Genomic DNA, 23,406 nt, shown 5'->3' with positions numbered 1-23,406 from the left:
TAACATAATATTAAAATCTGGTTCACGTGTTGATAAAGTTGCCTGCTCTATCAATTTTCGATACTTTCATGGCTCAACACAATCCACCTGTTATGAGAACCATATTCATGCTTTTTCTGCTTTCCATTTCAATACAAAGCAATGCCCAAGGCACCCAATTACTACGTCAGCCCACGGTTTCGGATACTGAAATCGTATTCGTCTACGCCAATGACCTGTGGAAAACCAATATAAATGGTGGCACGGCAATTCGACTTACCAGCAACGAGGGTTATGAAATGCTGCCCCATTTCTCTCCTGATGGAAAACAAATTGCCTTTACGGCCGAATATGATGGTAACATCGATGTTTTTGTAATCCCATCAGACGGCGGGGAGCCCAAACGATTGACCTATCATCCCAGCAACGACTTTGTGCAAGGTTGGACACCCGAAGGTGCCGTTTTGTTCCGTTCGGGAAGAACAGCCAAACCGACCCTCACCGATAGATTTTACACCGTACCGGTTAGCGGTGGTTTTCCAACCGCCATTGATTTGCCCAATGCGGCCTTTGGTGAAATTTCACCTGATGGCAAACATATGGCCTATGTACCATTAAGAGCTTGGGATGCGGAATGGCGCAATTATAGAGGCGGGCAAGCCGTACCCATCTGGATCGTGAATATGGAGACCAAAGAATTGGAGAGGATTCCACAGCCAACGAAGGAACGTCACTTGGATCCGGTATGGTTTAAAAACAAAGTATTTTACTTGTCCGAGCGCGATTATGCGAGTAACATCTGGTCTTTTGATATAGATACACAAGAGGAGAAGCAAATCACCTTTCACAAAAAATTCGATGTAAAAAGTTTGGATGCAAGTTTACGACATATTGTTTACGAACAGGGAGGCTATCTCCATTTATTGAATCCCGAGACCGGAGCTGCAAAAAAATTGAATATAACGGTAAACGGGGATATGAATTTTGCCCGCCCACGATGGGAAAACGTAACTGCAGGACAACTTTCAAATCCAAACCTGTCCCCTACCGGAAAACGTGCCATTTTTGAACATCGGGGGGAAATTTTTACAGTCCCAAAAGAAAACGGTACTTGGCGTAATTTGACCAGTTCTCCTGGTATTGCGGACAGAGCACCGATATGGTCGCCCAAGGGGGATAAAATAGCTTGGTTTTCCGATAAAAGCGGTGAATACCAATTGGTGGTTTCCGATCAAGACGGAGCAAATCAAAAATACTATCCACTTCCAAACCACACTTTTTATTTTCAGCCCGATTGGTCGCCTGATGGTAATTATATTGCCTATTCCGATACACATTATAATATTTGGGTCATCGACTTAGCTAGTGGAGATGTAGAAAAAGTAGCAACCGATAATTATGCCCATCCTAACCGGACCATGAATCCGGTTTGGTCTCCAGACAGCAAATGGATCGCCTTCCCTAAGCAGTTAAAAAGTCACTTTAAGGCTATTTTTGCCTATAATATCGGAACAAAACAAACCGTGCAACTAACAGATGGCATGGCGGACGCCATTAGTCCGGTATGGGACGAGAATGGAAAATACCTTTATTTTCTGGCCAGTACCAATTATGGATTGCAGTCCGGTTGGCTGGATATGAGTTCTTATGATACCGACCTTACTCGAAGCCTCTACACCATCGTTTTATCAAAAACTGATGCAGCTCCCAGCCTGCCAAAAACCGATGAGGAAAAAATTGATAAGGAGGCCATATCGGACAAGAATAAGAAAAAAGATAAAAAGGACGAAGAAGAAACTCCAGAGCCGGTTACCGTAAAATTAGATGCGGATGGTATATACAACCGCACCGTTGCTTTGAAATTGGACAGCCGAAACTATCTCTCCCTCGCCGTGGGACCAAAAAATATAATTTTCATAGCGGAGCAGATTCCTAACGAAGAAGGCGTAAAGGTCCATAAATATGATATCGAGAAAATGGAACCCGAAGAATATGCTACCGGTGTTTCTGAAATGGTGGTTTCTTCCGATAGAAAGAATATACTATTGAGGCAAAATGGTTCTTGGATGCTTTCAGCCACCGACGGCAAGCCAGATCCGGCTAAGGACAAACTTTCCATTAACATGAAAGTAAAAGTAGACCCTGCGCAAGAGTATCAGCAAATCTTTAAAGAAGGCTGGCGTTTTATGCGCGATTTTCTATATGTAGATAACGTTCATGGCGCGCCTTGGGATACTGTATACGAATGGTACTCCCCTTGGATTCAGCACGTAAGACATCGTACGGACCTTAATTACGTAGTGGATATTCTCAGCGGTGAAGTAAGTATTGGACATTCCTTTGTCTATGGTGGTGATTTCCCGGATGTAAAGGAAGTACCCGTTGGTCTTTTAGGAGCCGATTTATCCATTGAAAATGGCTTTTATAAAATTGATAAAATATACAATGGGGAAAACTGGAATCCTGATTTATATGCTCCATTGGCCCAACCCGGAATAAATGTAAAGGTCGGGGATTTTATTACTCACATCAATGGAAAAGAACTTAAAGAAGGTGTAAATCCTTACCAATTATTAGAACAGACGGCAGATCGGGAAATAACGATCAAAGTGAATTCAACACCTAGCCTTTCGGGCTCAAAAGATATTCTTATTAAGCCTGTGGAAAGCGAACGTGGTCTAAGAACATATGATTGGATGGAAGGAAACCGAAGAAAAGTTGATGAACTGTCCGGCGGAAAATTGGCATATGTCTATGTGCCGAATACCGGAGGAGGTGGTTTCACCTCTTTTAACCGCTATTATTTTTCTCAACAAGATAAAAAAGGGGTCATTATAGACGAGCGAAATAACGGAGGAGGTTCCGCTGCCGATTATATGATCGACATTATGTCCCGGGAACTCTTCGGATATTTTAATAGCAGAACGGAGACCAATAGACCGTGGACCACCCCAATGGCGGGAATATGGGGGCCTAAGGTGATGCTGATTAACGAAAATGCAGGTTCTGGTGGTGACTTGTTACCCTATATGTTCCACGCAAAAGAGATAGGCCCTTTGGTAGGAACACGAACCTGGGGCGGACTTGTAGGCACATGGGACACTCCCAATTTTATTGATGGTGGCAGAATGGTAGCACCCCGCGGTGGTTTCTTTGATGTGAATGGCCAATGGGCTGTTGAGGGAGACGGAGTCGCGCCCGATATTGAAGTTATCCAAAATCCAAAACTGGTATTGCAAGGTAAAGACCCACAGCTAGAAAAAGGCGTTGAAGAAGCAATGCGTTTATTAAAAACCGAAGAATTTGAAATGAAATCTGAGCCTGCACCGCCCCTTAAATGGAAACGACCGGAAGGTTTTGATGAAGAGTAAGGTCCATTTGTTTTTATAAGAGTTTTATTCGTCTTGCTTTTATAATAAAGATGATACCCGACATAAAATGAGGTTTCCTATTTGTAGGTTTTATATCTTATAAGAATTAGAAAAAACAAAACATGAAAAAAGTATTGATCTTCTTTACAGTACTAACGCTACTATCCTCTACAGGTTGTAACTCCTCCAAACAGACCACTACTTCAAAATCCAATTTAAATAGAGAATTAACGGAGACGAACAAGGGCAATATATCTTTATTGCAAAGAATAAGTCAGAAAAGAGGAATTATTGTTAGAAACGGGGTTCCAATCATTAATAAAACGGCAAATTCTCTTTCCTCTAGCGCTACGGAAGAACCTCTGTATGTGCTTAATTCACAAATTATAGGTAGCTCCTTTAAATCTATAGATGCTATTGTTGATAATTTTGTTGTAGAGAGTATTGAAATATTGAGCGGAGCCGAGGCAGCTTCCTACGGGACCCAAGCAGCAAACGGGGTCATCCTCATAAAAACATACGACTAAAATATATCACTTCTTTGTAGCTTTGCTTTTACTGCAAATTAATATGAATATTGGTATTGGAGACTATTTCAAAAGCACATTCGTCAAACTTAGGTGGTCCGAACATTTTCATTTTTGCCCTTGAAAATGCTATTGCTTCCTTAGGTATGCCCATAAAGTTGGTATCGAGTTTTTCGTTCCCATTTTCATCATGAAAAATGGCAACAGCATACTCCCCTACAGGGATATCATCAATCTCTATATGGGTACTCCCCTTCACCGCCCTTTCCGAGCCTATCTTAAAAACCTTATCGAACTTTAAAAAGGAATTCTGGTCTTGATAAATGGCCACGCATACGTTACCATTATCTGAACTAACACCACTAATATCCAAACTAAGCTTATGCTGACCAAACCCAAACGAACAGGTTAGAGAAACAATGAGCAAAAGCAATGATTTTTCAATTTTCATAACCAACTATTAACTGTATTAGAAAACTATAAATTACGATAAATAGTATTGATTCGGTTCTTTTTAATTTGAGGAATAAATATTAATCGGGCAAGACTTCACTTTCCAGTTTTTTATGAAGAAAATCGAATAATCCCAAGGTTTTTAGAGAGTCCTTATGATTTACATACAACTTAATCGAATCCCTATAGACTAATTTTATTTTCTGTTGTGAAATGTTGTCCACGAATACATACACCTTTTTATCCGTCAAAGAATCTTTAAATTCCTGAAAGATACCTTTTTCCTTCTCTAGCGCAGAAAAGCCGTTTAATCTCTGCATTGGTGGAATTTTTTCTATGAGCTTCACACTATCTAGATCAGCATAGGCGACATCTACCTTGTAAAAACCCGATAAAATCTGAACTTGTTCCGGCTTTAGTTTAATCCAATTCTTATAATGCATTACCAGTGCCGAGATACAAACGATTACGGTTATCACCATCAGCAAATTCCAAAACCAATGCCTTTTTTTAACGGCCATACTATTCTATGGGTTTTTTATACTTGTCCAGCCAAGCCAAAGTATGTGCTATTTTAGTAATTAAGTTGCTAGGTCTGTTGGCGATTCCGTGGCTTGCCCCTGGAATTTCTACAAGGACCGTTTCCACCTTTCTTAGCTTCAAGGCATGATACAATTGCTTAGCTTCACTAGGTGGTGTACGCAAATCGTCCATTCCTACCAATACCATGGTAGGAGTCTCTATATTACCAACGAGAGAAAGTGGCGAAAATTTCCAATAGCCCTCAAAATTTTCCCATGGTTGACCAGGATATCTGGAATTGGCATAACCAAAATAGTTGTCCGCTACCAAAGTCTTACTTATCCAATTCATTACCGGCTTGGCGACCACAGCTGCCTCAAACCTATTGTTCTTTCCAATCATCCATGCGGACATGATGCCACCTGCGCTACCTCCTGTAACGAACAACTGGTCTTCATGGGCAATTCCTTTTGAGATGCAATAATCAACGCCGTCCATAACGTCATTGTAATCTTCCCCGGGATAATTATTGAATAACAAATTACCAAACTCTTCACCATAACTGGTACTCCCACGTGGGTTTGGATAGAAAACGATGTAACCGTTTGCAGCGTACAACTGCATTTCTGCAGAAAAACGATCTCCATAGTTTAAAATAGGTCCTCCATGGTTTTCCACCAAGAAAGAATATTTCTTATTGGGGTCGTAATCCGGTGGATAAACCACCCAACCCTGAATATCACGTTGGTCAAAAGTAGATTTATACCAAACCTCCTCCACTTTTCCCAAGTTCTTGTAATCCAACAAGGCGATGTTTAAGGCAGTTATCTTGGATGGAGTTTTTCCTTTAGGTCCTAAAATTGCCAACTCTGATGGATATTCAGGTCTAGTTTGTGTAAAAGCGATGGTACCACCTTTCGAAACCGTAAACGAACCTCCGGCATAGGGTCGTCCTATCGAGGTACCTCCAATATTGTCTGCCAATTCATCTACCTTACCACTTAAACTTATATGGGCAATTTTACTGTTGCCATTATTGTCATAGGAAAAATAGAGTCCGTCACTCTTTGCGTTCCAAACAATATTGGAAACTCCCCTGTCCAAAGTATTGGAAATAACGTGTTTATTGCTTCCGTCGCTGTTCATGACATGCAATTGTCTCACTTGATAGGCCTGTACCTTATCTTCAAATCCGATATAGGCAATGTATTTTCCATTGGGCGAAACCACAGGGTTCGTATCGGGCCCATTTCTTTCCGTTAGGGCCTTGATGGAACCGTCATCAACGTTCACGGTATACACTTCACTGTTCCTAAAATCGTATTCCCAATCTTCATTTCTATTCCCTGAAAAAAAAATCTGTTTACCGTCAGCACTCCAAGAAAGCGTTCCCCTATGGTGATAGTCTCCAGAAGTAATTTGTCTTACCGCTCCTCCACTTGATGGGATGGTGAAGATGTGATTAAAGCCGGGTGCAATGTAACCCCTGCCGTCCGCCTCGTGATAGAGCCTATCCGTAATCCTGGGACTGTCTGCCCATTTGGCGTCTTTTGGTTTCTTGGGCATTTTGGCCAGTACCGGAGGGGCTTTTTCAACGTTCATGGAAAAGGCCAACTGTTTGCCGTCCGGTGACCAGGTCAAAGAACTAGGACTAAAAGGTAATTGTGAAATTTTTGCGATTTTCCCAGAACCTATCCAAAAAACAAATATCTCCGAACCTTCGTCCGTGTTACTCGTAAATGCCACTTGGTTTCCGGAGGGCGACCAAGTTGCATTGGATTCACTTTCTTCCCTGGACGTTAATTTTTGATGTTGGGAACCGTCGCTCTTAACCATCCAAAGATTTCCGGTAGCCTTATCCTCCATGATATCAAATCCCATTCTACGATAAACTACCCAATCACCGTTAGGTGAAATTTGAGGGTCGGATACGTACTGCAAATCATAGACATCCAAATACGAAAAGTTTGTCTTTTGGGCGTTTAGACCAAAAGTTGAAAGCACTAGAACGAAAAGAAAAATATAGTTTTTCACAATAAAGGGTTTTATGATTTTAAAAGTAATTGAAAACATTAAGGCTTCAAAGAGATATTTCGAAAGTCACACAATGTCTTCTGAAATTTGAAAAGGGAACCAACGCGTAAATTTGTTATCTTAGGGAATAATTTTATGACTAAACTTGTTTCCATAGCGATTTCAATGCTCATTTTGTTCCAGAGCTTCAATGTTCATTTAAACGATCTTATTGAACTGGATGAATTAATAGAGCATGCACAATTCCATGCGGAGGAATACGGTGACAATTTCCTTGTTTTCATTTCTAAACATTATGGGGAATTAAAAGCGGAGCATAATGAACAGCATCAAGAAGAAAAAGAACAGCACGAGCAATTACCGTTTCAACATCAGACGCAATCAGCATCGCTTTATGCCTTCGTATTGAATACTCCGATTGAAACCTCATCCATGCCGGAAATTGGTGCTTATGGTTCAGCAAATTACTTTTACCAGGCTTCGTACCACTCCTTGGCCCAAGAAGGCCTTTTACAGCCTCCCAGACAGGGCTAATCCACTTTTTACAGACTAGTTATGCGGTAAAATTTAGGTTTTATCGTGTTTTTCACAACCGTTAGTTCTATGGATTATGCTTTCATACATTATCAATTTTAGTATTCGTAACAAGTTCATTGTACTCTTGTTCACTGCCTTTATTATAGGTTTTGGTATTTATTCCCTCACACAGATTCCCATAGGTGCCGTACCCGATGTTACTAACAACCAGGTGCAGGTCATTACCACTTCCCGCAATCTTTCTACGCAGGACATGGAGCAGTTTATCACCTATCCCGTTGAACTGGAAATGGCCAATTTACCGGGAGTGACGGAAATCCGCTCAGTGACCAAATTCGGTCTTTCAGTGGTGACGATCGTTTTTGAGGATGACTTGGGAACCTATCTCCCACGTCAATTGATTGCCGAAAAAATAAAATCCGCTTCGGAGAAGATTCCCAATGGTTTTGGCTCACCGGAAATGGGTCCCATTACTACCGGACTTGGCGAAATCTACCAATACATTCTCGATGTAAAACCGGGATATGAAGACCGCTATGATGCTACCGAACTGCGTACCATACAAGATTGGATCGTAAAGCGGCAATTATCTGGAATACCAGGTGTGGTCGAAGTAAATACTTGGGGCGGTTATTTAAAGCAGTACGAAGTGGCCATAAAGACTGAAAAGTTGAACGCCATGAACATTACTGCCCACGAGGTTTTTAATGCATTGGAAATGAACAACAATGTTGCTGGTGGTGGTTATATTGAAAAAGTAAATCAGGCCTATTTTATTCGCGGAGAGGGCTTGATTACCGATTTAAAGGATATTAAAGATATCGTCATCAAAACCGTAGATGGTATTCCCGTTTTGGTAAAGGATGTAGCAGAAGTGGGCTACGGAAGCGCAATTAGATTTGGAGCTATAACGGGTAACGGGCAGGGTGAAAAAGTGTTAGGCCAAGTCATGATGCTAAAAAACGCCAACTCAAAGCAAGTCATAGATGCGGTACATGAACGCGTTGCAGAAATCTCCAAGTCCTTACCTGAAGGCGTATATATCAATGCCTTTTTGGACAGGAGCGAGCTTATTGCGAAAACCACTTTCACGGTGACGGAAAACCTCATTTTGGGTTGTTTAATCGTCATTTTCGTTGTGGTACTGTTGTTGGGAAATTTCCGATCGGGATTAGTAGTTGCCTCAGTTATTCCCTTATGTCTGCTTTTTGCGCTATCCTTAATGTACATTTTTGGTGTTGATGCAAACCTTATGAGTTTGGGAGCCATCGATTTTGGAATCATCATTGACGGTGCGGTCATTATTGTAGAATTCATCGCCTTTCAGATTGCGGCGAAAAGTACCGAATTGTCCTCGCTTTCCCCAACCGCATTACAAATACAAAAAGATGAGATAACTACTGAAAGTGCTGCAAAAATGATGAATTCCGCCATATTCGGACAACTCATTATTTTAATCGTATTTATTCCGATTTTATCGCTGACAGGGGTTGAAGGCAAAATGTTTAAACCCATGGCCTTGACCTTTAGTTTTGCACTCATCGGTGCCATGTTGCTCTGCTTTACCTACGTTCCTGTAGCGGCATCTTTATTTTTGATACCAACAAGACCCTCTGAGAAGAATGTTTCGGTTCGATTGATGCGATGGTTAGAAAATCGCTATAGCCCAATAATACATTGGGCGTTACAGCGCAAAAAGATTGTCTTAGGTCTGGCCGTTATTCTGTTGATCGGCACAGCATTTCTCTTCTCAAAAATGGGAGGCGAATTCGTTCCTACTCTGGATGAAGGTGATTTTGTCATCCAACCGGTGCTTAAAACGGGAACATCCCTGAGCAAAACCATTGAAACCACTACGGAAATTGAAAAGATTCTACTGGAAACATTCCCTGAGGTAGAACAGGTGGTTACCCGTATCGGTGCTGCGGAAGTGCCCACAGATCCGATGTCCATGGAAGAAAGTGATGTCATTATTACCCTTAAACCAAAAAGTGAATGGGAATCGGCCGATAGTAAAGATGAATTGGCAAATAAGTTCAAGGAAGCACTTACTATTATTCCCGGAATGGAGGTCGAGTTTACCCAACCTATTGAAATGCGTTTTAATGAACTGATTACCGGAGTGCGCGCCGATATCGCCATCAAAATATTTGGCGAAAATCTTGATATCCTCAGTGAAAAAGGAAATGAAATAAAAGACCTCATACGTGATGTTGAGGGCGCATCCGATGTAACGGTCGAAAAAATAGTAGGGCTACCGCAAATGAACGTAAACTATGACCGAGCAAAAATCGCACGCTACGGACTGAACATTCAAGACCTCAACGAAATGGTTTCCATGGGGTTTGCAGGACGCACCGTAGGTAATATATATGAAGGAGAAAAAAGGTTCGACTTGGTCGTGCGTCTTGACCAAGAAAATCGCAAGGACATTGATAACCTGAAAAATTTATATGTTGATATTCCCTCAGGAGGTAAAATTCCCTTAAACGAACTTGCCAAAATTAGCTATCAAAAGGGTGCTGCCAAAATTAGTCGCGATGATACCCGAAGACGAATCGTAGTCGGCATAAACGTCCGAAATCGTGATTTGCAATCTGTTGTTGATGATGTACAGCAATTGATAAATACCAACGTAAAACTACCTGTAGGCTATTCAATTACTTACGGAGGGCAGTTCGAAAACTTGCAAAGCGCCAAAGAACGTTTATGGTTTGCAGTTCCTATTGCTCTGTTACTCATTTTTATTCTATTGTATTTTGCCTTCAAATCCGTGAAGCAAGCACTGATTATTTATTCCGCAATTCCACTTGCAGCAGTGGGTGGGGTTTTACTTCTATGGATTCGTGGAATGCCCTTTAGTATTTCGGCAGGCGTAGGTTTCATTGCCCTTTTTGGTATCGCTGTTCTCAACGGCATCGTATTAATAGAACATTTTAAAGAACTCAAAAAACAATCTTTTGAAACTATGGAAGCTCTTATTAAACAAGGCACCAAAGACCGTTTGCGCGCCGTACTCTTAACCGCATCTGCCGCGGCCCTGGGTTTTCTGCCCATGGCTATTTCCACCAGTGCTGGAGCCGAAGTGCAACGTCCTTTGGCAACGGTGGTTATTGGTGGGCTGGTCACGGCAACGATATTAACCTTACTGGTACTGCCCGTCCTCTATTCGATTTTCAATTCGGATAGCTCTCTGGAGGATACTCATTGGAGAACACCTAAAAACAAAAAGCTGACCATGCTTTTGATTTTGGTTACGCTTTCCTTTTCCTTCACAGTAAACAGTCAAGAAAAAGCATTAGGATTGGAGGAATTAATTCCGCTGGCCATTGAAAATAATTCGGGGCTTAAAGCCGTTGATTTGAGCGTAGACCGCTCGGATGCAATGATAGGAAACGCTTTCGACTTTGGTAAAACAGGAGTATACTATCACTATGACCAGAATAACCTGAGCATGGGCAATTTACCCTTGAACGTTTTTGGTGTACAGCAGGATTTTGAATTTCCCACAGTATACTTTGCTAAAAGGAAAGTGAACAAAACCAATTACAATCTAAATACAATCGCTTATAATATACAACAAAAAGTATTGAAACGTGACATAACGGCTTCCTATTACCAATTACAATATTCTAAAGAAAAGGAGGCTATTTATAATCACTTGGACAGTCTATACCAAAACTTTGCCTACATGGCGAAACGACGATTTGAATTGGGGGAAACGAACTACTTGGAAAAAATAACGGCGTCTTCCAAGCAAAGACAAGTGCAAATTGCTTTGGAACAAGCACGGCAAGATGTTTTTATCTCCAGAAACAAATTAATCCAAAAACTTCAAATACCGGGCAGTATATTAATTAAACATATACCGATTGGTCGGGTTCCCTTAAGCCCCACTCAAATTGATGAGTCCAAGGAAATATTGTACTACGATAACAGTATTGATTTAGCGATGGCCAAACGTAAATTGGAAATTCAGCAATTACTTCCAGATGTTAGTTTGACCTATTTTCAAGGTACTAACAGCGCTGTGCAAGGCAATCTTTATGGCTATCAGGCAGGACTAAAAATCCCGTTATTCTTTGGAGCGAACGCGTCCCGTATCAAAGCTGCAAAAATTGCGGAACAAATTTCATCCGAAGAGTCGAAGGATTATAAAATCCGTTTGAACGCACGAAATTCAGAATTACAAGCACAATTAGAGAAATATGATAAAGCACTATTATATTATGAAAATGAAGGCACGCAACTTTCGGAAGAAATTCTGAAAACAGCCCTGATCAGCTTCAAAAATGGCGAAATTGACTTTTTTCAATATATCCAAAGTCTTGAGAACGCTTATCAGATACAATTGGATTATTTGGACAATCTCAATCAATACAATCAAACCGTCATCAATCTTAACTATTTAACCATATAAAATCTTCGTTATGCGACGTACATCATATATCATCTTTTTAATCTTATTAAGCTTGGGATTGTCCGATTGTGGCAATTCTGAAAAGAAATCTGCAGAAGCCATGGAATCTGAAACGGATGCCGTCCTAGGGCTTATTCAATTAACCGAAGAACAGTTTGAAAACAGCGGTATGGCTTTGGGAAACATGGAAGAAAAACAATTCCCGATAACCGTACAGGTTAATGGAATGATTGACGTTCCACCAGAAAACAAGGCCGTTGTAAACGCAACCATGGGCGGTTATATTACAAGAACCCCTCTGCTCATTGGCGATGTGGTTAAAAAAGGACAACTTTTGGTCACTCTTGAAAATCCGGAATTCGTGCGTCTGCAGCAAGAATATATGGAAGTAAAACAACAACTCGCGTACCTGCAATCGGAATACCAACGCCAGACAACATTAATGGACGAAAATATTACCTCTCAAAAGAGTTTCTTGAAGGCAGAAAGCGAATACAAAAGTGCTAACGCCCGCTATAACGGACTCAAAAAACAACTGGAAATGCTCCATATTTCTACATCGGAAGTAGAAAAAGGAAATATTAGCAGCATTGCCACTATTTACGCCCCAATAAGTGGAAGTGTCACCAAAATTAACGTTAGCAAGGGTACCTATGTTTCCCCGGCAACGGCTATTCTCGAAATCATCGACAATGACCATATTCATTTGGAACTTTCGGTCTTTGAAAAAGACATCATGAAACTCAAAAAAGGGCAACCGATACACTTTAAGATTCCAGAAGCCTCTGAGAAAGTCTATGAAGCGGAAGTACATTTAATTGGTTCTTCCATTGGAGAGAATCGCACGATTAAAGTTCATGGTCATCTGCACGATGAAGCCCAGAACAACTTCTTGACGGGTATGTTCATAGATGCTGAAATTGAAACGGATTCACAAGCAGGTAAAGCTCTTCCCGAAACCGCTATAGTGGAAATTGCAGGTGCCTACTTTATTTTACACCTTACGAATGAGGCGAACAGTACGTACGAATTTGAACAAACGGAAGTGGAAATTGGTCCAACGAGAAATGGGTTTACGGAAATCAAAAATCCCGATAAATTCAAACCCTCCGACCGATTCTTGACTAAGGGAGCTTTTGACTTGTTGGGGGAGTAAATGAGGTAATTGATGTTCTACTTTCAAACATTCCAAACATATTAGAATCATTGTTCAATCCATTTTCTGAACTCCTTGGTTATGGAAGAACTTGTTATTACGTACTCCTTAAATCCTCGAATTTTTAGGGCAAGCCGGTTTTTAGCATACGATTCAATTTTTTCAATGTATTCAATACTAACGATTTGGCTTCGATTGACTTTATAGAAATTCTTTGGATTCAGCTCATTGACAAGTGAACCTATACTCTGTGGAATACTGTGGAGTTGGCCATGCGAATCGATTATCTTACAAAAATCACCACTGGCTTGAATCAAAGAAATCTCCGCCACCTCTAAAAGCTTTATGCCCTGCCGTTTCTTTATTGCAAACCGTTTCTTGTAGGTTTCGTTCCCATTGTCAAGTATATTATTAAGTCTCTTGAAAATATCCTTCTCAAGCATTTTTGGTTCAAAAAAGTCTTTAAACTTCTTTAACGCTTTGTCAAAATCATCTTTAAGGTAAGGTTTTAGAATATAGGCGATACCGTTTGTCTGAAAGGCTTCTAACAAATGTTCATCATATGCCGTACAAAAGATAATTGGAGTAGTAGTTGCGACATTCCCAAAAACTTCAAAAGAATTACCATCCAAGAGTTTGATGTCCGATAATATTAAATCATAGTTATTTAATTTTAATAATGTAGTACCTTCTTCCACAGTTCTTGAACTATCCATGGTACAGGACCCCTCGAAAAAATCAAAAAGATAGGATACCAATTTCTTATGGGCGGGAGTTTCGTCTTCTAAAATAAGAATATGCATAAAAATCAGTTTAATCCAAAACCTTTAACAAAGGTAATTTGATATTGAAAATACCATCGGTTTCCTGGATCTCAATTTTTTTATCGCTCAAAAGCTCGTATCTTTTAGACAGGTTGTCTAAGCCTGTTCCCAACGTATTATTTTTAGTTAGCCTTTTTGCTTTTGTGTTCGTAACCAAAATGGTTTCCTCTTCTATTATAATCGCCGTTCTAATACTATTGCCATCTAAAGCCTTGTTATGCTTGACCACGTTTTCAAGGACGGCTAGAATAGCTCCATTAGGCAAGTAGTTGACCTTAGGGATGCCCATATCTATAATTTCAAAATGATAATCGTTTTCAAATCGGGTTTCAATCAAATAAAAATAATTTCTGGCCAATTCTAGTTCATCTTCTAAGGTTACGATATCGAAATCTTTAGTTTGGATTAAATGCCGATAAAGTCCAGCTAAATGGGATAGGTACTGTTTAACTATTTCTTTTGGGGAATAGTCTATAAGCGCATCTATCGTATTTAGACTATTATACAGAAAATGCGGATCGTATTGTGAGCGCAAAACTTTCAGTTCCAACTCTTTTTGAGCATTTTGTAGCTTTACGTAATCCAACTTATTTTCATAATATTTTTTACCTAATATTATGCCTAAGGGTAGCGCAACATCGGGTGTGGAATTGTAAAAACTGTTAACCAGAATGATATCTAAAGAAGGGTTCCATTCCCAAGAAGGGTCTGCAGTAAAATAATCTCTTAGAAGATCTAAATATCCAACAAGTCCTAACGTGGTAAACGCGAGCAGGAAGAAAAGGAAATAGTTTTTCTGGGATACGATAAACCTTTGTATGAGCCAAGTTAGTACAACTATCAATACGAGCGTTTTAAGAATGAACCCCAATAATCCCGTAATGATTTCAAAATTAGTATATTCTTCAACCGTGTAACGAAATGCTAGCCAAGCAGTAGCAATCAAAAAATACATTGCAGTAAGTAGGTAATCAGAATTATTGAATCTAAAACTGTTCATTGTCCTTTTTTGGATGGCATTATACACTAAGTTAGCCAATACACTTGCTTTATGGATTCATTAAATATTGCAATAGTGTCAAAGGCAATTTTGATTGATTCGCATTGGTAAAAATAACATACCCCCATTTCATATCAGGCGAAATTGCGAACAAACTACTGTAGCCTGGGTTATTTCCACCGTGACCATAGGCCGAGCCGAAAGGAAGAGTAGCCTTGGCAAAACCTAATGTCCAATCTGTTATGCCTTCTTGTCTTTGAAGATGGTCCTCTGGTAATTCAACTTGAGTTTCAAAAAGCTGTCTATAGCTTTCCTTGGTGAGTCCTTCTTCATCCAAAAGGGCTATAAGCCACTTTGAAAAATCTAATGCTTCTGAATGAACTGAAAATGCCGCCCCAAAAATTGCAGGGTCATCATCTTCTTTTACGGCTATTCCCTCGATATATCCTTTGGCCTTGTTCTCCATGTTTTTGCCGTCCTGAAGATACTTAGTAACGTTTAACTTTAAAGGGCGGGCTATTCGCTTTTGATAAATAGTTTCCAAACCAGCATCATCTGTTTTTAGTATGTGGGCCAAAACCTTCGCTAAATATTGATAACCTTCTCCGGAGTACTCGAAGCTGCTTCCTGGTTCAAATTTTAGGAACAATTTATTGTCTTTAAAATCAGAATCTCCAATTGGGCAAACCCGTCGTATGGGAAAGTACCATTCTTGCGGTAATCTTTTTATAACGTTCATCATTCGCAATGTCATCATAGGGCAAATACTCATATAGGGGTCTGTCCAAATCTAATTTACCCTCTTCAACAAAACCCATAACAAAATAGGCAAACAATGGTTTTGAAAGTGAAGCTCCTTCAAAAATGGTCTTTTCGTTTACTTTCTTCTTGGTCTCACTGTCGGCATACCCCTTAACAGTGTGGTAAACTACCCTTCCGTCATTGATGATTGCGACTGAGACTCCCGGAACGTCCAATACTTTCATTTGGCCTTCCAAAAAGATATCAAGCGAGTCAGATGAGATTTTTTTACCTATCAAATTCGTCAAAGTTTTACTTTGCCCCGTTTGCTGCCCTTTGATTATTTTACAGGACATATGCATGACTAGGATGAGGATAATTGGAATGACTTTTCTTACTTTGAGTTTCATACTGTTCGTTTTTTAATTGATTGATTACGAAAATGTAAAAATCAAAACAGTATGGAAACAGAAAAAAGTAGAACGGGGTGTATTCGAGGACGAAGAGGTATAAAAAGAGGTTAGTAAATAAATATACTTCTTACCCCAATCCTACATCCAACGTCATCATCACTATGAAGCCGCCAATGAAACCCATTACGGCTACATCGGAATGTTTGTCCTGTTGCGTTTCCGGAATCACCTCCTCTACCACTACGAATATCATAGCCCCTGCCGCAAAGGCCAGTGCATAAGGTAATATGGGCTGAAAGGTAATGACGGCCCAAGCTCCGATTACTGCTGCAATAGGCTCCACAGCTGCAGAAGCTTGACCGTACATAAAACTTTTCCGGCGAGTTAGTCCTTGACGCCTTAAGGGCATCGCGACTGCGAATCCCTCGGGAAAATTTTGTAGGCCGATACCTAGAGCCAAGGCAACCGCCCCCCCAATGGATGCCCCTTCAAAACCGGCCGCAACTCCACCGAACAAAACACCTACTGCAAGACCTTCGGGAATATTGTGTAGGGTGATTGCCAGCGTAAGTAGTGTGGTCCGGTGCCATGGGGTTTTAACACCCTCCGCCTCACTTTCCTTAAAATTGATATGTAGGTGGGGCAAAACCTTATCCAATCCAAACAGAAAAAACGCACCTAATAAAAATCCGACAGCAGCAGGTATCACCTTTACAAAACCCTCTCCCGGGCTCAGTTCTATTCCTGGTGCCAGCAGGCTCCAAAAACTAGCGGCGACCATAACTCCTCCCGTAAAACCAAGCATCCCATCCATTACTGCCCTATTTGGGCTTTTAAAAAAGAAAACTAAACTTGCTCCCAAGGCCGTTAATCCCCAAGTGAAAAGCGTGGCGTACAAAGCTGCCAAGATTGGATTTATAGACTCAAAATAATCGATTACTTCTAGCATTGTTTATATTCTTTTGTTATTACTACTATTGATTTTCAGAAACTTCTAAAAATAAGTTGGACGCGATTTGAGAAGATATACGGATGTTGCCATGAGGCGTTTTTAATTGCACGGAGCCATCAAACTCTTCCTTGTCCAATATTTGAAACGAATCTCCCAATGCAATTTTGTTTTTATCCAGAAATTTTAAAAACGCGGCGGAAGAATCGTTTACTCCTACACATATACCCTGGCTCCCGACCGGAAGTTCGCTGACCAATTTCTTAACCGATGTTTTAAATTTTCCGTCCTTGGAAGGAATTGGATCGCCGTGCGGGTCCACCTTTGGAGAGCCCAGGTAACCATCTAATTTATCAATGAGCTTTTCACTTTTTATATGTTCCAATTGCTCTGCAATACTGTGAACTTCATCCCAGGCAAAATCCAGCTTATCAACCAAGAAAACCTCCCATAGCCTATGTTTTCGTATGATGGCCAAAGCAGACAATCTACCGGTTTCCGTTAAAGAAACCCCCTTATACTTCTTGTAAAAAACAAGGTCTTTATCGGATAGTTTTTTTATCATGTCCGTTACAGAAGAAGGCTTAGTATCCATCTGAGCAGCAATGGCATTTGTAGAAACAGGAGTGGTCTCACCCTTACCAAGATGATAAATCGCCTTTATATAGTCCTCTTCCGAAAGTGTCATCCAATCCTTTTAAAAATTTATGCTAAAATACATTTTTATATGTAAAAACATATTTTTAGATTTGTCTAAATTATAATTTTGATTTACTTAAACAATATTTTGGTCGTTTCATGAAAATAATAAGGCTTTTTGGACTCCTATGCTTCTTTTCATTTCTATGCAATGCTCAAGAAACCACTATTATGGGTACTGTTTCTTCTGAGGGGGAACCGATACCTTTTGCCAATATCTATCTAAAAGGTACCCAAATTGGTACCTCTTCAGATGAGAACGGCTTCTATAACTTATCAGGTATTAGCGAAGGAACACACAAAATAGTGGCTTCGATAATTGGGTATATCCCGTTTAGCAGTACTATATCTGTAACTAAAGGAGAAATGAAGGTGATGGACATTGAGCTTTTCCCGTCGACCCAAGCCCTGGATGAAATGGTAGTCACTGGAACCCTTAAAGCGGTTTCCCGTTCAGAAAGTCCGGTTCCGGTGGAGGTCTACAGTCCTACGTTTTTGAAAAAGAATCCAACCGCAAGTATCTTCGAAGCTTTACAAAATGTGAACGGTGTCCGTCCACAAATAAATTGTAACGTGTGTAATACAGGAGACATACATATAAATGGACTGGAAGGACCTTACACTTTGGTTTTAATAGACGGGATGCCCATCGTAAGTGGCTTGGGAACGGTTTACGGCCTTACCGGAATACCAAATTCCCTAATTGAACAAATAGAAATTGTCAAAGGCCCGGCATCTAGCTTATACGGTAGTGAAGCGGTTGGCGGCCTAATCAATATCATTACCAAAAATTCGTTGGAAGCACCGGAGTTTTTTGCGGATGCCTTTGCTACGGGATGGGGAGAATACAATATGGATGTAGGAGCAAAGATAGAAGTTGGTAAAAATACTGATGTGCTCCTAGGCATTAACTATTTTAAATACGATGAGCTTATTGATAACAATAGCGATAATTTCACGGACCTTACCCTTCAGGACCGAATTTCAATTTTTCAAAAATGGAATTTTAAGCGGGATAAGGATAGGGTTCTTTCTCTTGCCGGACGTTTTTTCTATGAAGACCGATGGGGTGGAGAACTTCAATGGACACCTGAGTTTAGAGGCGGAGATGAGGTATATGGAGAGAGTATTTACACCCGTAGATGGGAAGTCTTGGGAAAATATCAGCTTCCAATTGATGAAAAAGTGATGCTCTCGTTCTCCTATAATGACCATGATCAAAACTCAGTCTACGGGGACATTCCCTATCTGGCCGATCAAAGAATAGGTTTTTCCCAGCTTACGTGGGACAAAGAAGTAGGAAGGCATGATTTATTGTTCGGTTCTGCGGTGCGCTATAATTATTATGATGACAACACCACGGCAACGCTAACGGCAGATGAAGTGGTCATACCCAGTATTTTTGTTCAGGATGAAATTGCACTGGCCAAAAAACACTCGCTGTTACTTGGCCTACGCTATGATTATGATAAAAGGCACGGGAATATTTTTACTCCAAGAACGGCATATAGATGGAAAATCACCGACAATGACATTCTTCGCCTCAATGCGGGTACAGGCTTCAGGGTGGTGAACCTGTTTACGGAAGAACATGCTGCCCTTACCGGAGCACGTGATGTAGTGGTGACCGAAGATTTAAATCCGGAGCGCTCATTTAACCTCAACCTAAATTACCTCAAAAAGATATATGCGGATGACGGCACTTTTATCAGTTTGGACGCTTCCGCTTTTTATACCAATTTCAGCAATGCCATTTTACCGGATTATGATACCAACCCCAATCAAATTATATACGACAACTTAAACGGCAAATCTGTGTCGCAAGGTTTAAGTGCCAACGTAGATTTTGTTTTTCCTAATGGGTTTAAGTTTTTAATCGGTGCCACATTTCAAGATGTAGCCCAAACGGAAGATGGCATCAAAAGGCGCCAAATCCTAACAGAAAGTTATACTGCTACATGGAATGTTGGGTACACCTTTAGAAATCTTAAGCTAAGTGTTGATTATACCGGAAACCTTTATGGCCCAATGCGTTTGCCTGTCTTGGGAGAAACCGACCCACGAAGTGATTTTTCACCAACATGGAGCATTCAAAACATACAGTTCACCTACAAGGGATTAAATGGATTTGAGTTTTATGGTGGCATAAAGAACTTATTGGATTGGACGCCGAATAGGGGAAATCCCTTTATAATTGCCAGGGCAAACGACCCTTTTGACAAAGAAGTATTATTTGATGGTAATGGTAACGCCATTGCCACGCCCAATAACCCCAACGCACTTACCTTTGACCCCTCTTACGTTTATGGCCCCAACCAAGGTATCCGTGGGTTTTTTGGTATCCGCTATCGCATCAATTAAATAAACTTGAGTATGCTTTAAAGGCATACAGCTATTAATTCCTATTTTTGGGGGATGGCCATATTGCATTATGATTACATCATTATTGGAGCAGGTGCTGCCGGACTTATGCTAGCGGATACTATGGGTAAGGATGATTTTTTCTCGGATAAATCTATCCTGCTACTGGATAAGGACACTAAAAAAGAAAATGACCGCACTTGGTGCTTTTGGGAAAAAGGAGAAGGACAGTTTGATGCTATCGTACACAAAAAATGGCATCACATCTACTTTGCCGGGCAACAGTTGGCCAAAAGCTACAAAATAGCCCCCTATATATACAAAATGGTCCGTGGCATTGATTTCTACACTACCTATTTGGACCGTATAAAAAACTACTCGAACATCACCTTTAAGCAGGACGCGGTTACATCAATAAATGAATCTCATGATGCCGTAAAGGTTCAAACTTCAAAGGAAACCTATTCTGCTGCCAGCGTGATGAATAGCATTTTTGATTACGATATGGTCATGCATCAAGACAAGTACCCCGTGTTACAACAGCATTTTATTGGTTGGGTCGTGAAGACCGATAAGCCGACTTTTGAAATTGACCTAGCTACTTACATGGATTTTTCCATCCCACAAAAAGGCAATACTAGATTTATGTATGTACTCCCCTTTAGTAACGATACAGCCTTAATAGAGTACACGCTGTTTTCCGAAAAACTGCTGCCCAAAGCGGAGTATGAGGAAGCTATCAAAACCTATCTGAAAAGTGAATTTGATTGTACCCAATATGAAATCTTGGACAAGGAGAAAGGAAGTATTCCAATGACCTGTTACGATTTTATGGAACACCATACGGATAGGATAAGATACATTGGCACTGCCGGAGGATGGGCAAAACCAAGTACAGGTTACACCTTCTTAAGTACTTCCAAAAAAATACCTAAACTGGTTTCGTTTCTTAAGACAGGGAAACCATTGAAGGCATTGCACTTCAAAAATCGATTTTGGTATTACGACATGTTATTGCTGGATGTCTTACATCATAATAATGCGATAGGACATAAGATTTTTGAACGTATTTTTAAGAAAAGAAAACCACAATTATTATTTAAGTTCTTGGACGAGCAAACAAGTCTAGCAGAGGATTTCTATTACATTATGGGTTCTCCAAAATTTCCGTTTTTAAAAGCTTTACTAAAGCGATTATTCTAGACTGTTCTGCGCATCAAATTCTCCCCGAAAGTTCTTAATATTCCTTTCTTCTCATTGGACAAATCCAGTTCATCCAAAATGAAAAAAGCCTTTTGGGTGTAATTTTCGATAGCTTCTTGCGTTGCTGTGGCCGCTCCAGTTTCATGAAAAATATTCCTTACGGCACTTACTTTGCTATCGGTTTCTTTAGGTTGTATGGAGTAAAGGTCTTGTAACTGTTTTCTATTTTCTTCTGTTCCGGATTGCATCGCCTTTATATACAGGTAGGTTTTTTTGTTTTCGATAATATCACCCCCTACTTGTTTGCCAAACGTTTTTGGATCTCCAAAAACGTCTAGGTAATCATCCTGTAGTTGAAAAGCAATACCCAAATTTAATCCGAAGGAATAGATATCCTCTTGGCATTTTGGTGAGGCTTCCGCAACGATAGCACCCATTTTCATGGCGGCTGCCACCAATACTGCTGTTTTATACTCAATCATTTTAAGGTACTCGGGCAGGGTAACATCGTCCCTAGTTTCAAAATCAACATCGTACTGTTGGCCTTCGCAAACCTCCAGTGCCGTTTTGCTGAATAATTTTGCCAAGGCCTTAAAAATCTCGACTTCATAATTTTCAAAAAGTTGGTAGGCCATAATAAGCATGGCATCACCCGATAGAATTCCTGTGTTTACATCCCATTTCTCATGTACCGTAGCCTTGCCCCTTCGTTTGGGTGCGTCATCCATAATATCATCATGAACCAAGGAGAAATTATGGAACACTTCAATGGCCAAGGCGGCGTCCAATGCTTCCTTATAATCTTTTTCGAAGAGTTCGGTGGTTAGTAGGACCAATACAGGTCGCAACCTTTTTCCCCCTAAATTTAAAATGTAATTAACCGGTGCATAGAGGTTTTTAGGCTCTTTGACTTCGGTTCTGGATTCCAAGTAGGAGATAAATTCACTACGATACTTTTCTATGGAGTGCACAGTTCTATTTTTTTCAAAAATACATCCATTGTTACAAATACCTTTTATAACCGTCAAACGATATATAGAAAATTAGCAGAAAAATGCAATAGATTTAAAAACCGTCGTCTTTAAAAATGAAGACAACCTAAAGACCTTTAATGGTTTCTAAGAAACAACAGCATAGCAACCTAAACAATTTCTTTAAAGATGAATACCATGCTTTAAAAGGTTTCGTACGCTCAAAAATTGAGCATACTACGGAGAGCGATGCGGAGGATATTATTCAAGATGTGGCGTTGAAAATTTTCTCAAGACCTACTGATGCGCTTCCCATCAACAACATTGGAGGCTTTGTGTACCATGCCATTAAAAATAGGATTATTGATGTAATGCGAACAAAAAAGGAAAGAATACACAGTGAAATGGATATAGAGGAACTTTGGACGGATTTTACCGCCATGTTCTATGAAGATACCCAGGACACGTATCCTGAACATATTAAAGAACAGTTAAAATACGCGATAACAGAATTGAAACCGGCCTATCGTGATATCATTGTAGCGGTAGACTTTGAAGGCTATACTTATCGGGAAATCTCGGAAGAAACAGGTATTTCTCCAGGAACCCTTATGTCCAGAAGACATAGGGCCATATCATTATTATTAAAACATTTAGAAAGCAACCAGTAAAAAAAATGAATCATGGAAAATAAAGATCACATTGAAAGACACGTAGAGCAAAAAGTAAAACACTATGTAACCAAAGCAGTTAAAGTACTGTTCTTTATAGTACTTGGTATCGCCATTGCCTTTTTAGTAGGGTACATCGTTATGCGCTTATGGAATTGGCTAATGCCAGAACTATTTGGACTACCAATGTTAGGGTACTGGCAGGCAGTAGGAATTCTTATTTTGGCCAAAATCATTTTTGGCTTTGGTGGTGGTGATGGTCCTGGCAAAAGTTCGAAATCGAAAAGAAAAGCAATTTCAGAAAAATGCGGCCCCATTAGAAAAGACTTTTCCGAATGGAAACATTACGACGCCTTTTGGAAAGAAGAAGGAGAAGAGGCATACCACAATTATTTGGAAAGAATTAAAAAAGAGAACTGATGACCCTTTACAAAAACAATTCAAAGAAGCGAAAGTACAACTATCCTTACCGGCCATTTTTCTGGAGCCTTCATATGAAGGCTACGGATACGACTATTGGTGATGGAAGTGCAGGTAAAAACAAAAGCCCTGGCGAAGACGGTTCGTAATCGAGA

Annotated in this window: 20 protein-coding genes; 10 read left to right on the top strand and 10 right to left on the bottom strand. The window is 40.2% G+C overall.

The window, feature by feature from the left end:
• Positions 1–92 precede the first annotated feature (92 nt).
• Positions 93–3,350: a S41 family peptidase gene (locus N8A89_RS09300; RefSeq protein WP_289644219.1), complete on the top strand. Its 3,258-nt coding sequence runs from the start codon at positions 93–95 to the stop codon at positions 3,348–3,350.
• Positions 3,351–3,472: 122 nt separating this feature from the next.
• Positions 3,473–3,877 carry a TonB-dependent receptor plug domain-containing protein gene (locus N8A89_RS09295; RefSeq protein ID WP_281542015.1) on the top strand — a complete coding sequence of 135 codons (405 nt, stop codon included), beginning with the start codon at positions 3,473–3,475 and terminating at the stop codon, positions 3,875–3,877.
• Positions 3,878–3,905: 28 nt separating this feature from the next.
• On the opposite strand, the gene N8A89_RS09290 is transcribed toward N8A89_RS09295, so the two are convergent.
• The 3 genes from N8A89_RS09290 to N8A89_RS09280 all read right to left on the bottom strand — a co-directional run bounded on the left by N8A89_RS09290 (position 3,906) and on the right by N8A89_RS09280 (position 6,886).
• A complete protein-coding gene (locus N8A89_RS09290) occupies positions 3,906–4,328 on the bottom strand; it encodes a DUF2141 domain-containing protein (RefSeq protein ID WP_281542014.1) in 423 nt (140 codons plus the stop codon).
• An 82-nt stretch (positions 4,329–4,410) separates the two neighbouring features.
• Positions 4,411–4,851, bottom strand: coding sequence for a hypothetical protein (locus N8A89_RS09285; RefSeq protein WP_281542013.1), 441 nt, complete (start codon positions 4,849–4,851; stop codon positions 4,411–4,413).
• 1 nt (position 4,852) lies between these two features.
• Positions 4,853–6,886, bottom strand: a complete 2,034-nt coding sequence (locus tag N8A89_RS09280; RefSeq protein WP_289644218.1) for a S9 family peptidase — start codon at positions 6,884–6,886, stop codon at positions 4,853–4,855.
• A 135-nt stretch (positions 6,887–7,021) separates the two neighbouring features.
• On the opposite strand from N8A89_RS09280, the gene N8A89_RS09275 reads away from it, so the two are divergent.
• From N8A89_RS09275 to N8A89_RS09265, 3 genes are all read left to right on the top strand, one after another.
• Positions 7,022–7,420, top strand: a complete 399-nt coding sequence (locus N8A89_RS09275; protein WP_281542012.1) for a hypothetical protein — start codon at positions 7,022–7,024, stop codon at positions 7,418–7,420.
• A 76-nt stretch (positions 7,421–7,496) separates the two neighbouring features.
• Positions 7,497–11,843, top strand: a complete 4,347-nt coding sequence (locus N8A89_RS09270; protein WP_281542011.1) for a CusA/CzcA family heavy metal efflux RND transporter — start codon at positions 7,497–7,499, stop codon at positions 11,841–11,843.
• A 10-nt stretch (positions 11,844–11,853) separates the two neighbouring features.
• The gene (locus tag N8A89_RS09265; protein WP_281542010.1) at positions 11,854–12,999 is read left to right on the top strand and encodes an efflux RND transporter periplasmic adaptor subunit; all 1,146 of its coding nucleotides are present in this window, start codon (positions 11,854–11,856) and stop codon (positions 12,997–12,999) included.
• 47 nt (positions 13,000–13,046) lie between these two features.
• Here N8A89_RS09265 and N8A89_RS09260 read toward each other — a convergent pair whose 3' ends face one another.
• The 6 genes from N8A89_RS09260 to N8A89_RS09235 all read right to left on the bottom strand — a co-directional run bounded on the left by N8A89_RS09260 (position 13,047) and on the right by N8A89_RS09235 (position 17,614).
• Positions 13,047–13,802: a LytR/AlgR family response regulator transcription factor gene (locus tag N8A89_RS09260; RefSeq protein ID WP_281542009.1), complete on the bottom strand. Its 756-nt coding sequence runs from the start codon at positions 13,800–13,802 to the stop codon at positions 13,047–13,049.
• A gap of 10 nt (positions 13,803–13,812) precedes the next feature.
• On the bottom strand, positions 13,813–14,823 hold the full coding sequence (locus N8A89_RS09255; RefSeq protein WP_281542008.1) for a sensor histidine kinase: 1,011 nt from the start codon (positions 14,821–14,823) through the stop codon (positions 13,813–13,815).
• 49 nt (positions 14,824–14,872) lie between these two features.
• The gene (locus tag N8A89_RS09250; RefSeq protein WP_289644216.1) at positions 14,873–15,472 is read right to left on the bottom strand and encodes a serine hydrolase domain-containing protein; all 600 of its coding nucleotides are present in this window, start codon (positions 15,470–15,472) and stop codon (positions 14,873–14,875) included.
• A gap of 16 nt (positions 15,473–15,488) precedes the next feature.
• The gene (locus N8A89_RS09245) at positions 15,489–15,974 is read right to left on the bottom strand and encodes a serine hydrolase domain-containing protein (RefSeq protein WP_289644215.1); all 486 of its coding nucleotides are present in this window, start codon (positions 15,972–15,974) and stop codon (positions 15,489–15,491) included.
• A gap of 130 nt (positions 15,975–16,104) precedes the next feature.
• On the bottom strand, positions 16,105–16,926 hold the full coding sequence (locus tag N8A89_RS09240; protein ID WP_289644214.1) for a ZIP family metal transporter: 822 nt from the start codon (positions 16,924–16,926) through the stop codon (positions 16,105–16,107).
• A 25-nt stretch (positions 16,927–16,951) separates the two neighbouring features.
• Positions 16,952–17,614, bottom strand: coding sequence for a metal-dependent transcriptional regulator (locus N8A89_RS09235; protein ID WP_281542006.1), 663 nt, complete (start codon positions 17,612–17,614; stop codon positions 16,952–16,954).
• 110 nt (positions 17,615–17,724) lie between these two features.
• Here N8A89_RS09235 and N8A89_RS09230 point away from each other — a divergent pair, with 110 nt between their 5' ends.
• Entirely contained in the window at positions 17,725–19,986 is a 2,262-nt protein-coding gene (locus N8A89_RS09230) for a TonB-dependent receptor (protein ID WP_281542005.1), read from the top strand.
• 54 nt (positions 19,987–20,040) lie between these two features.
• Positions 20,041–21,189 (top strand): lycopene cyclase family protein, encoded by a 1,149-nt coding sequence (locus N8A89_RS09225; RefSeq protein WP_289644213.1) that lies wholly within the window; start codon positions 20,041–20,043, stop codon positions 21,187–21,189.
• On the opposite strand, the gene N8A89_RS09220 is transcribed toward N8A89_RS09225, so the two are convergent.
• Positions 21,186–22,160, bottom strand: coding sequence for a polyprenyl synthetase family protein (locus tag N8A89_RS09220; RefSeq protein ID WP_281542004.1), 975 nt, complete (start codon positions 22,158–22,160; stop codon positions 21,186–21,188). The genes N8A89_RS09225 and N8A89_RS09220 overlap by 4 nt on opposite strands.
• A gap of 140 nt (positions 22,161–22,300) precedes the next feature.
• On the opposite strand from N8A89_RS09220, the gene N8A89_RS09215 reads away from it, so the two are divergent.
• Genes N8A89_RS09215 through N8A89_RS09205 form a run of 3 tightly spaced genes read left to right on the top strand, consistent with a single transcriptional unit; the run spans position 22,301 to position 23,400 of the window.
• Positions 22,301–22,831: an RNA polymerase sigma factor gene (locus N8A89_RS09215; protein WP_281542003.1), complete on the top strand. Its 531-nt coding sequence runs from the start codon at positions 22,301–22,303 to the stop codon at positions 22,829–22,831.
• A 12-nt stretch (positions 22,832–22,843) separates the two neighbouring features.
• Positions 22,844–23,251 (top strand): hypothetical protein, encoded by a 408-nt coding sequence (locus N8A89_RS09210; RefSeq protein WP_281542002.1) that lies wholly within the window; start codon positions 22,844–22,846, stop codon positions 23,249–23,251.
• On the top strand, positions 23,251–23,400 hold the full coding sequence (locus N8A89_RS09205) for a hypothetical protein (RefSeq protein ID WP_281542001.1): 150 nt from the start codon (positions 23,251–23,253) through the stop codon (positions 23,398–23,400). Before N8A89_RS09210 ends, N8A89_RS09205 begins: the two co-directional genes overlap by 1 nt.
• Positions 23,401–23,406: the final 6 nt, after the last annotated feature.

The sequence above is a fragment of the Maribacter aestuarii genome (genome assembly GCF_027474845.2).
In the GTDB taxonomy this organism is placed as follows: Bacteria; Bacteroidota; Bacteroidia; order Flavobacteriales; family Flavobacteriaceae; genus Maribacter; species Maribacter aestuarii.
The sequence above is the reverse complement of the archived record's forward strand: the minus strand, read 5'-3'. Positions and strand labels throughout refer to the sequence as shown.

What these genes read in the sequence shown, in the direction of transcription:
- N8A89_RS09300 (WP_289644219.1), top strand. Translation starts at nt 93, where the DNA reads ATGAGAACCATATTCATGCTTTTTCTGCTTTCCATTTCAATACAAAGC.
- N8A89_RS09295 (WP_281542015.1), top strand. Translation starts at nt 3,473, where the DNA reads ATGAAAAAAGTATTGATCTTCTTTACAGTACTAACGCTACTATCCTCT.
- N8A89_RS09290 (WP_281542014.1), bottom strand. Translation starts at nt 4,328, where the DNA reads ATGAAAATTGAAAAATCATTGCTTTTGCTCATTGTTTCTCTAACCTGT.
- N8A89_RS09285 (WP_281542013.1), bottom strand. Translation starts at nt 4,851, where the DNA reads ATGGCCGTTAAAAAAAGGCATTGGTTTTGGAATTTGCTGATGGTGATA.
- N8A89_RS09275 (WP_281542012.1), top strand. Translation starts at nt 7,022, where the DNA reads ATGACTAAACTTGTTTCCATAGCGATTTCAATGCTCATTTTGTTCCAG.
- N8A89_RS09270 (WP_281542011.1), top strand. Translation starts at nt 7,497, where the DNA reads ATGCTTTCATACATTATCAATTTTAGTATTCGTAACAAGTTCATTGTA.
- N8A89_RS09265 (WP_281542010.1), top strand. Translation starts at nt 11,854, where the DNA reads ATGCGACGTACATCATATATCATCTTTTTAATCTTATTAAGCTTGGGA.
- N8A89_RS09260 (WP_281542009.1), bottom strand. Translation starts at nt 13,802, where the DNA reads ATGCATATTCTTATTTTAGAAGACGAAACTCCCGCCCATAAGAAATTG.
- N8A89_RS09255 (WP_281542008.1), bottom strand. Translation starts at nt 14,823, where the DNA reads ATGAACAGTTTTAGATTCAATAATTCTGATTACCTACTTACTGCAATG.
- N8A89_RS09245 (WP_289644215.1), bottom strand. Translation starts at nt 15,974, where the DNA reads ATGAAACTCAAAGTAAGAAAAGTCATTCCAATTATCCTCATCCTAGTC.
- N8A89_RS09240 (WP_289644214.1), bottom strand. Translation starts at nt 16,926, where the DNA reads ATGCTAGAAGTAATCGATTATTTTGAGTCTATAAATCCAATCTTGGCA.
- N8A89_RS09235 (WP_281542006.1), bottom strand. Translation starts at nt 17,614, where the DNA reads ATGACACTTTCGGAAGAGGACTATATAAAGGCGATTTATCATCTTGGT.
- N8A89_RS09230 (WP_281542005.1), top strand. Translation starts at nt 17,725, where the DNA reads ATGAAAATAATAAGGCTTTTTGGACTCCTATGCTTCTTTTCATTTCTA.
- N8A89_RS09225 (WP_289644213.1), top strand. Translation starts at nt 20,041, where the DNA reads ATGGCCATATTGCATTATGATTACATCATTATTGGAGCAGGTGCTGCC.
- N8A89_RS09215 (WP_281542003.1), top strand. Translation starts at nt 22,301, where the DNA reads ATGGTTTCTAAGAAACAACAGCATAGCAACCTAAACAATTTCTTTAAA.
- N8A89_RS09210 (WP_281542002.1), top strand. Translation starts at nt 22,844, where the DNA reads ATGGAAAATAAAGATCACATTGAAAGACACGTAGAGCAAAAAGTAAAA.
- N8A89_RS09205 (WP_281542001.1), top strand. Translation starts at nt 23,251, where the DNA reads ATGACCCTTTACAAAAACAATTCAAAGAAGCGAAAGTACAACTATCCT.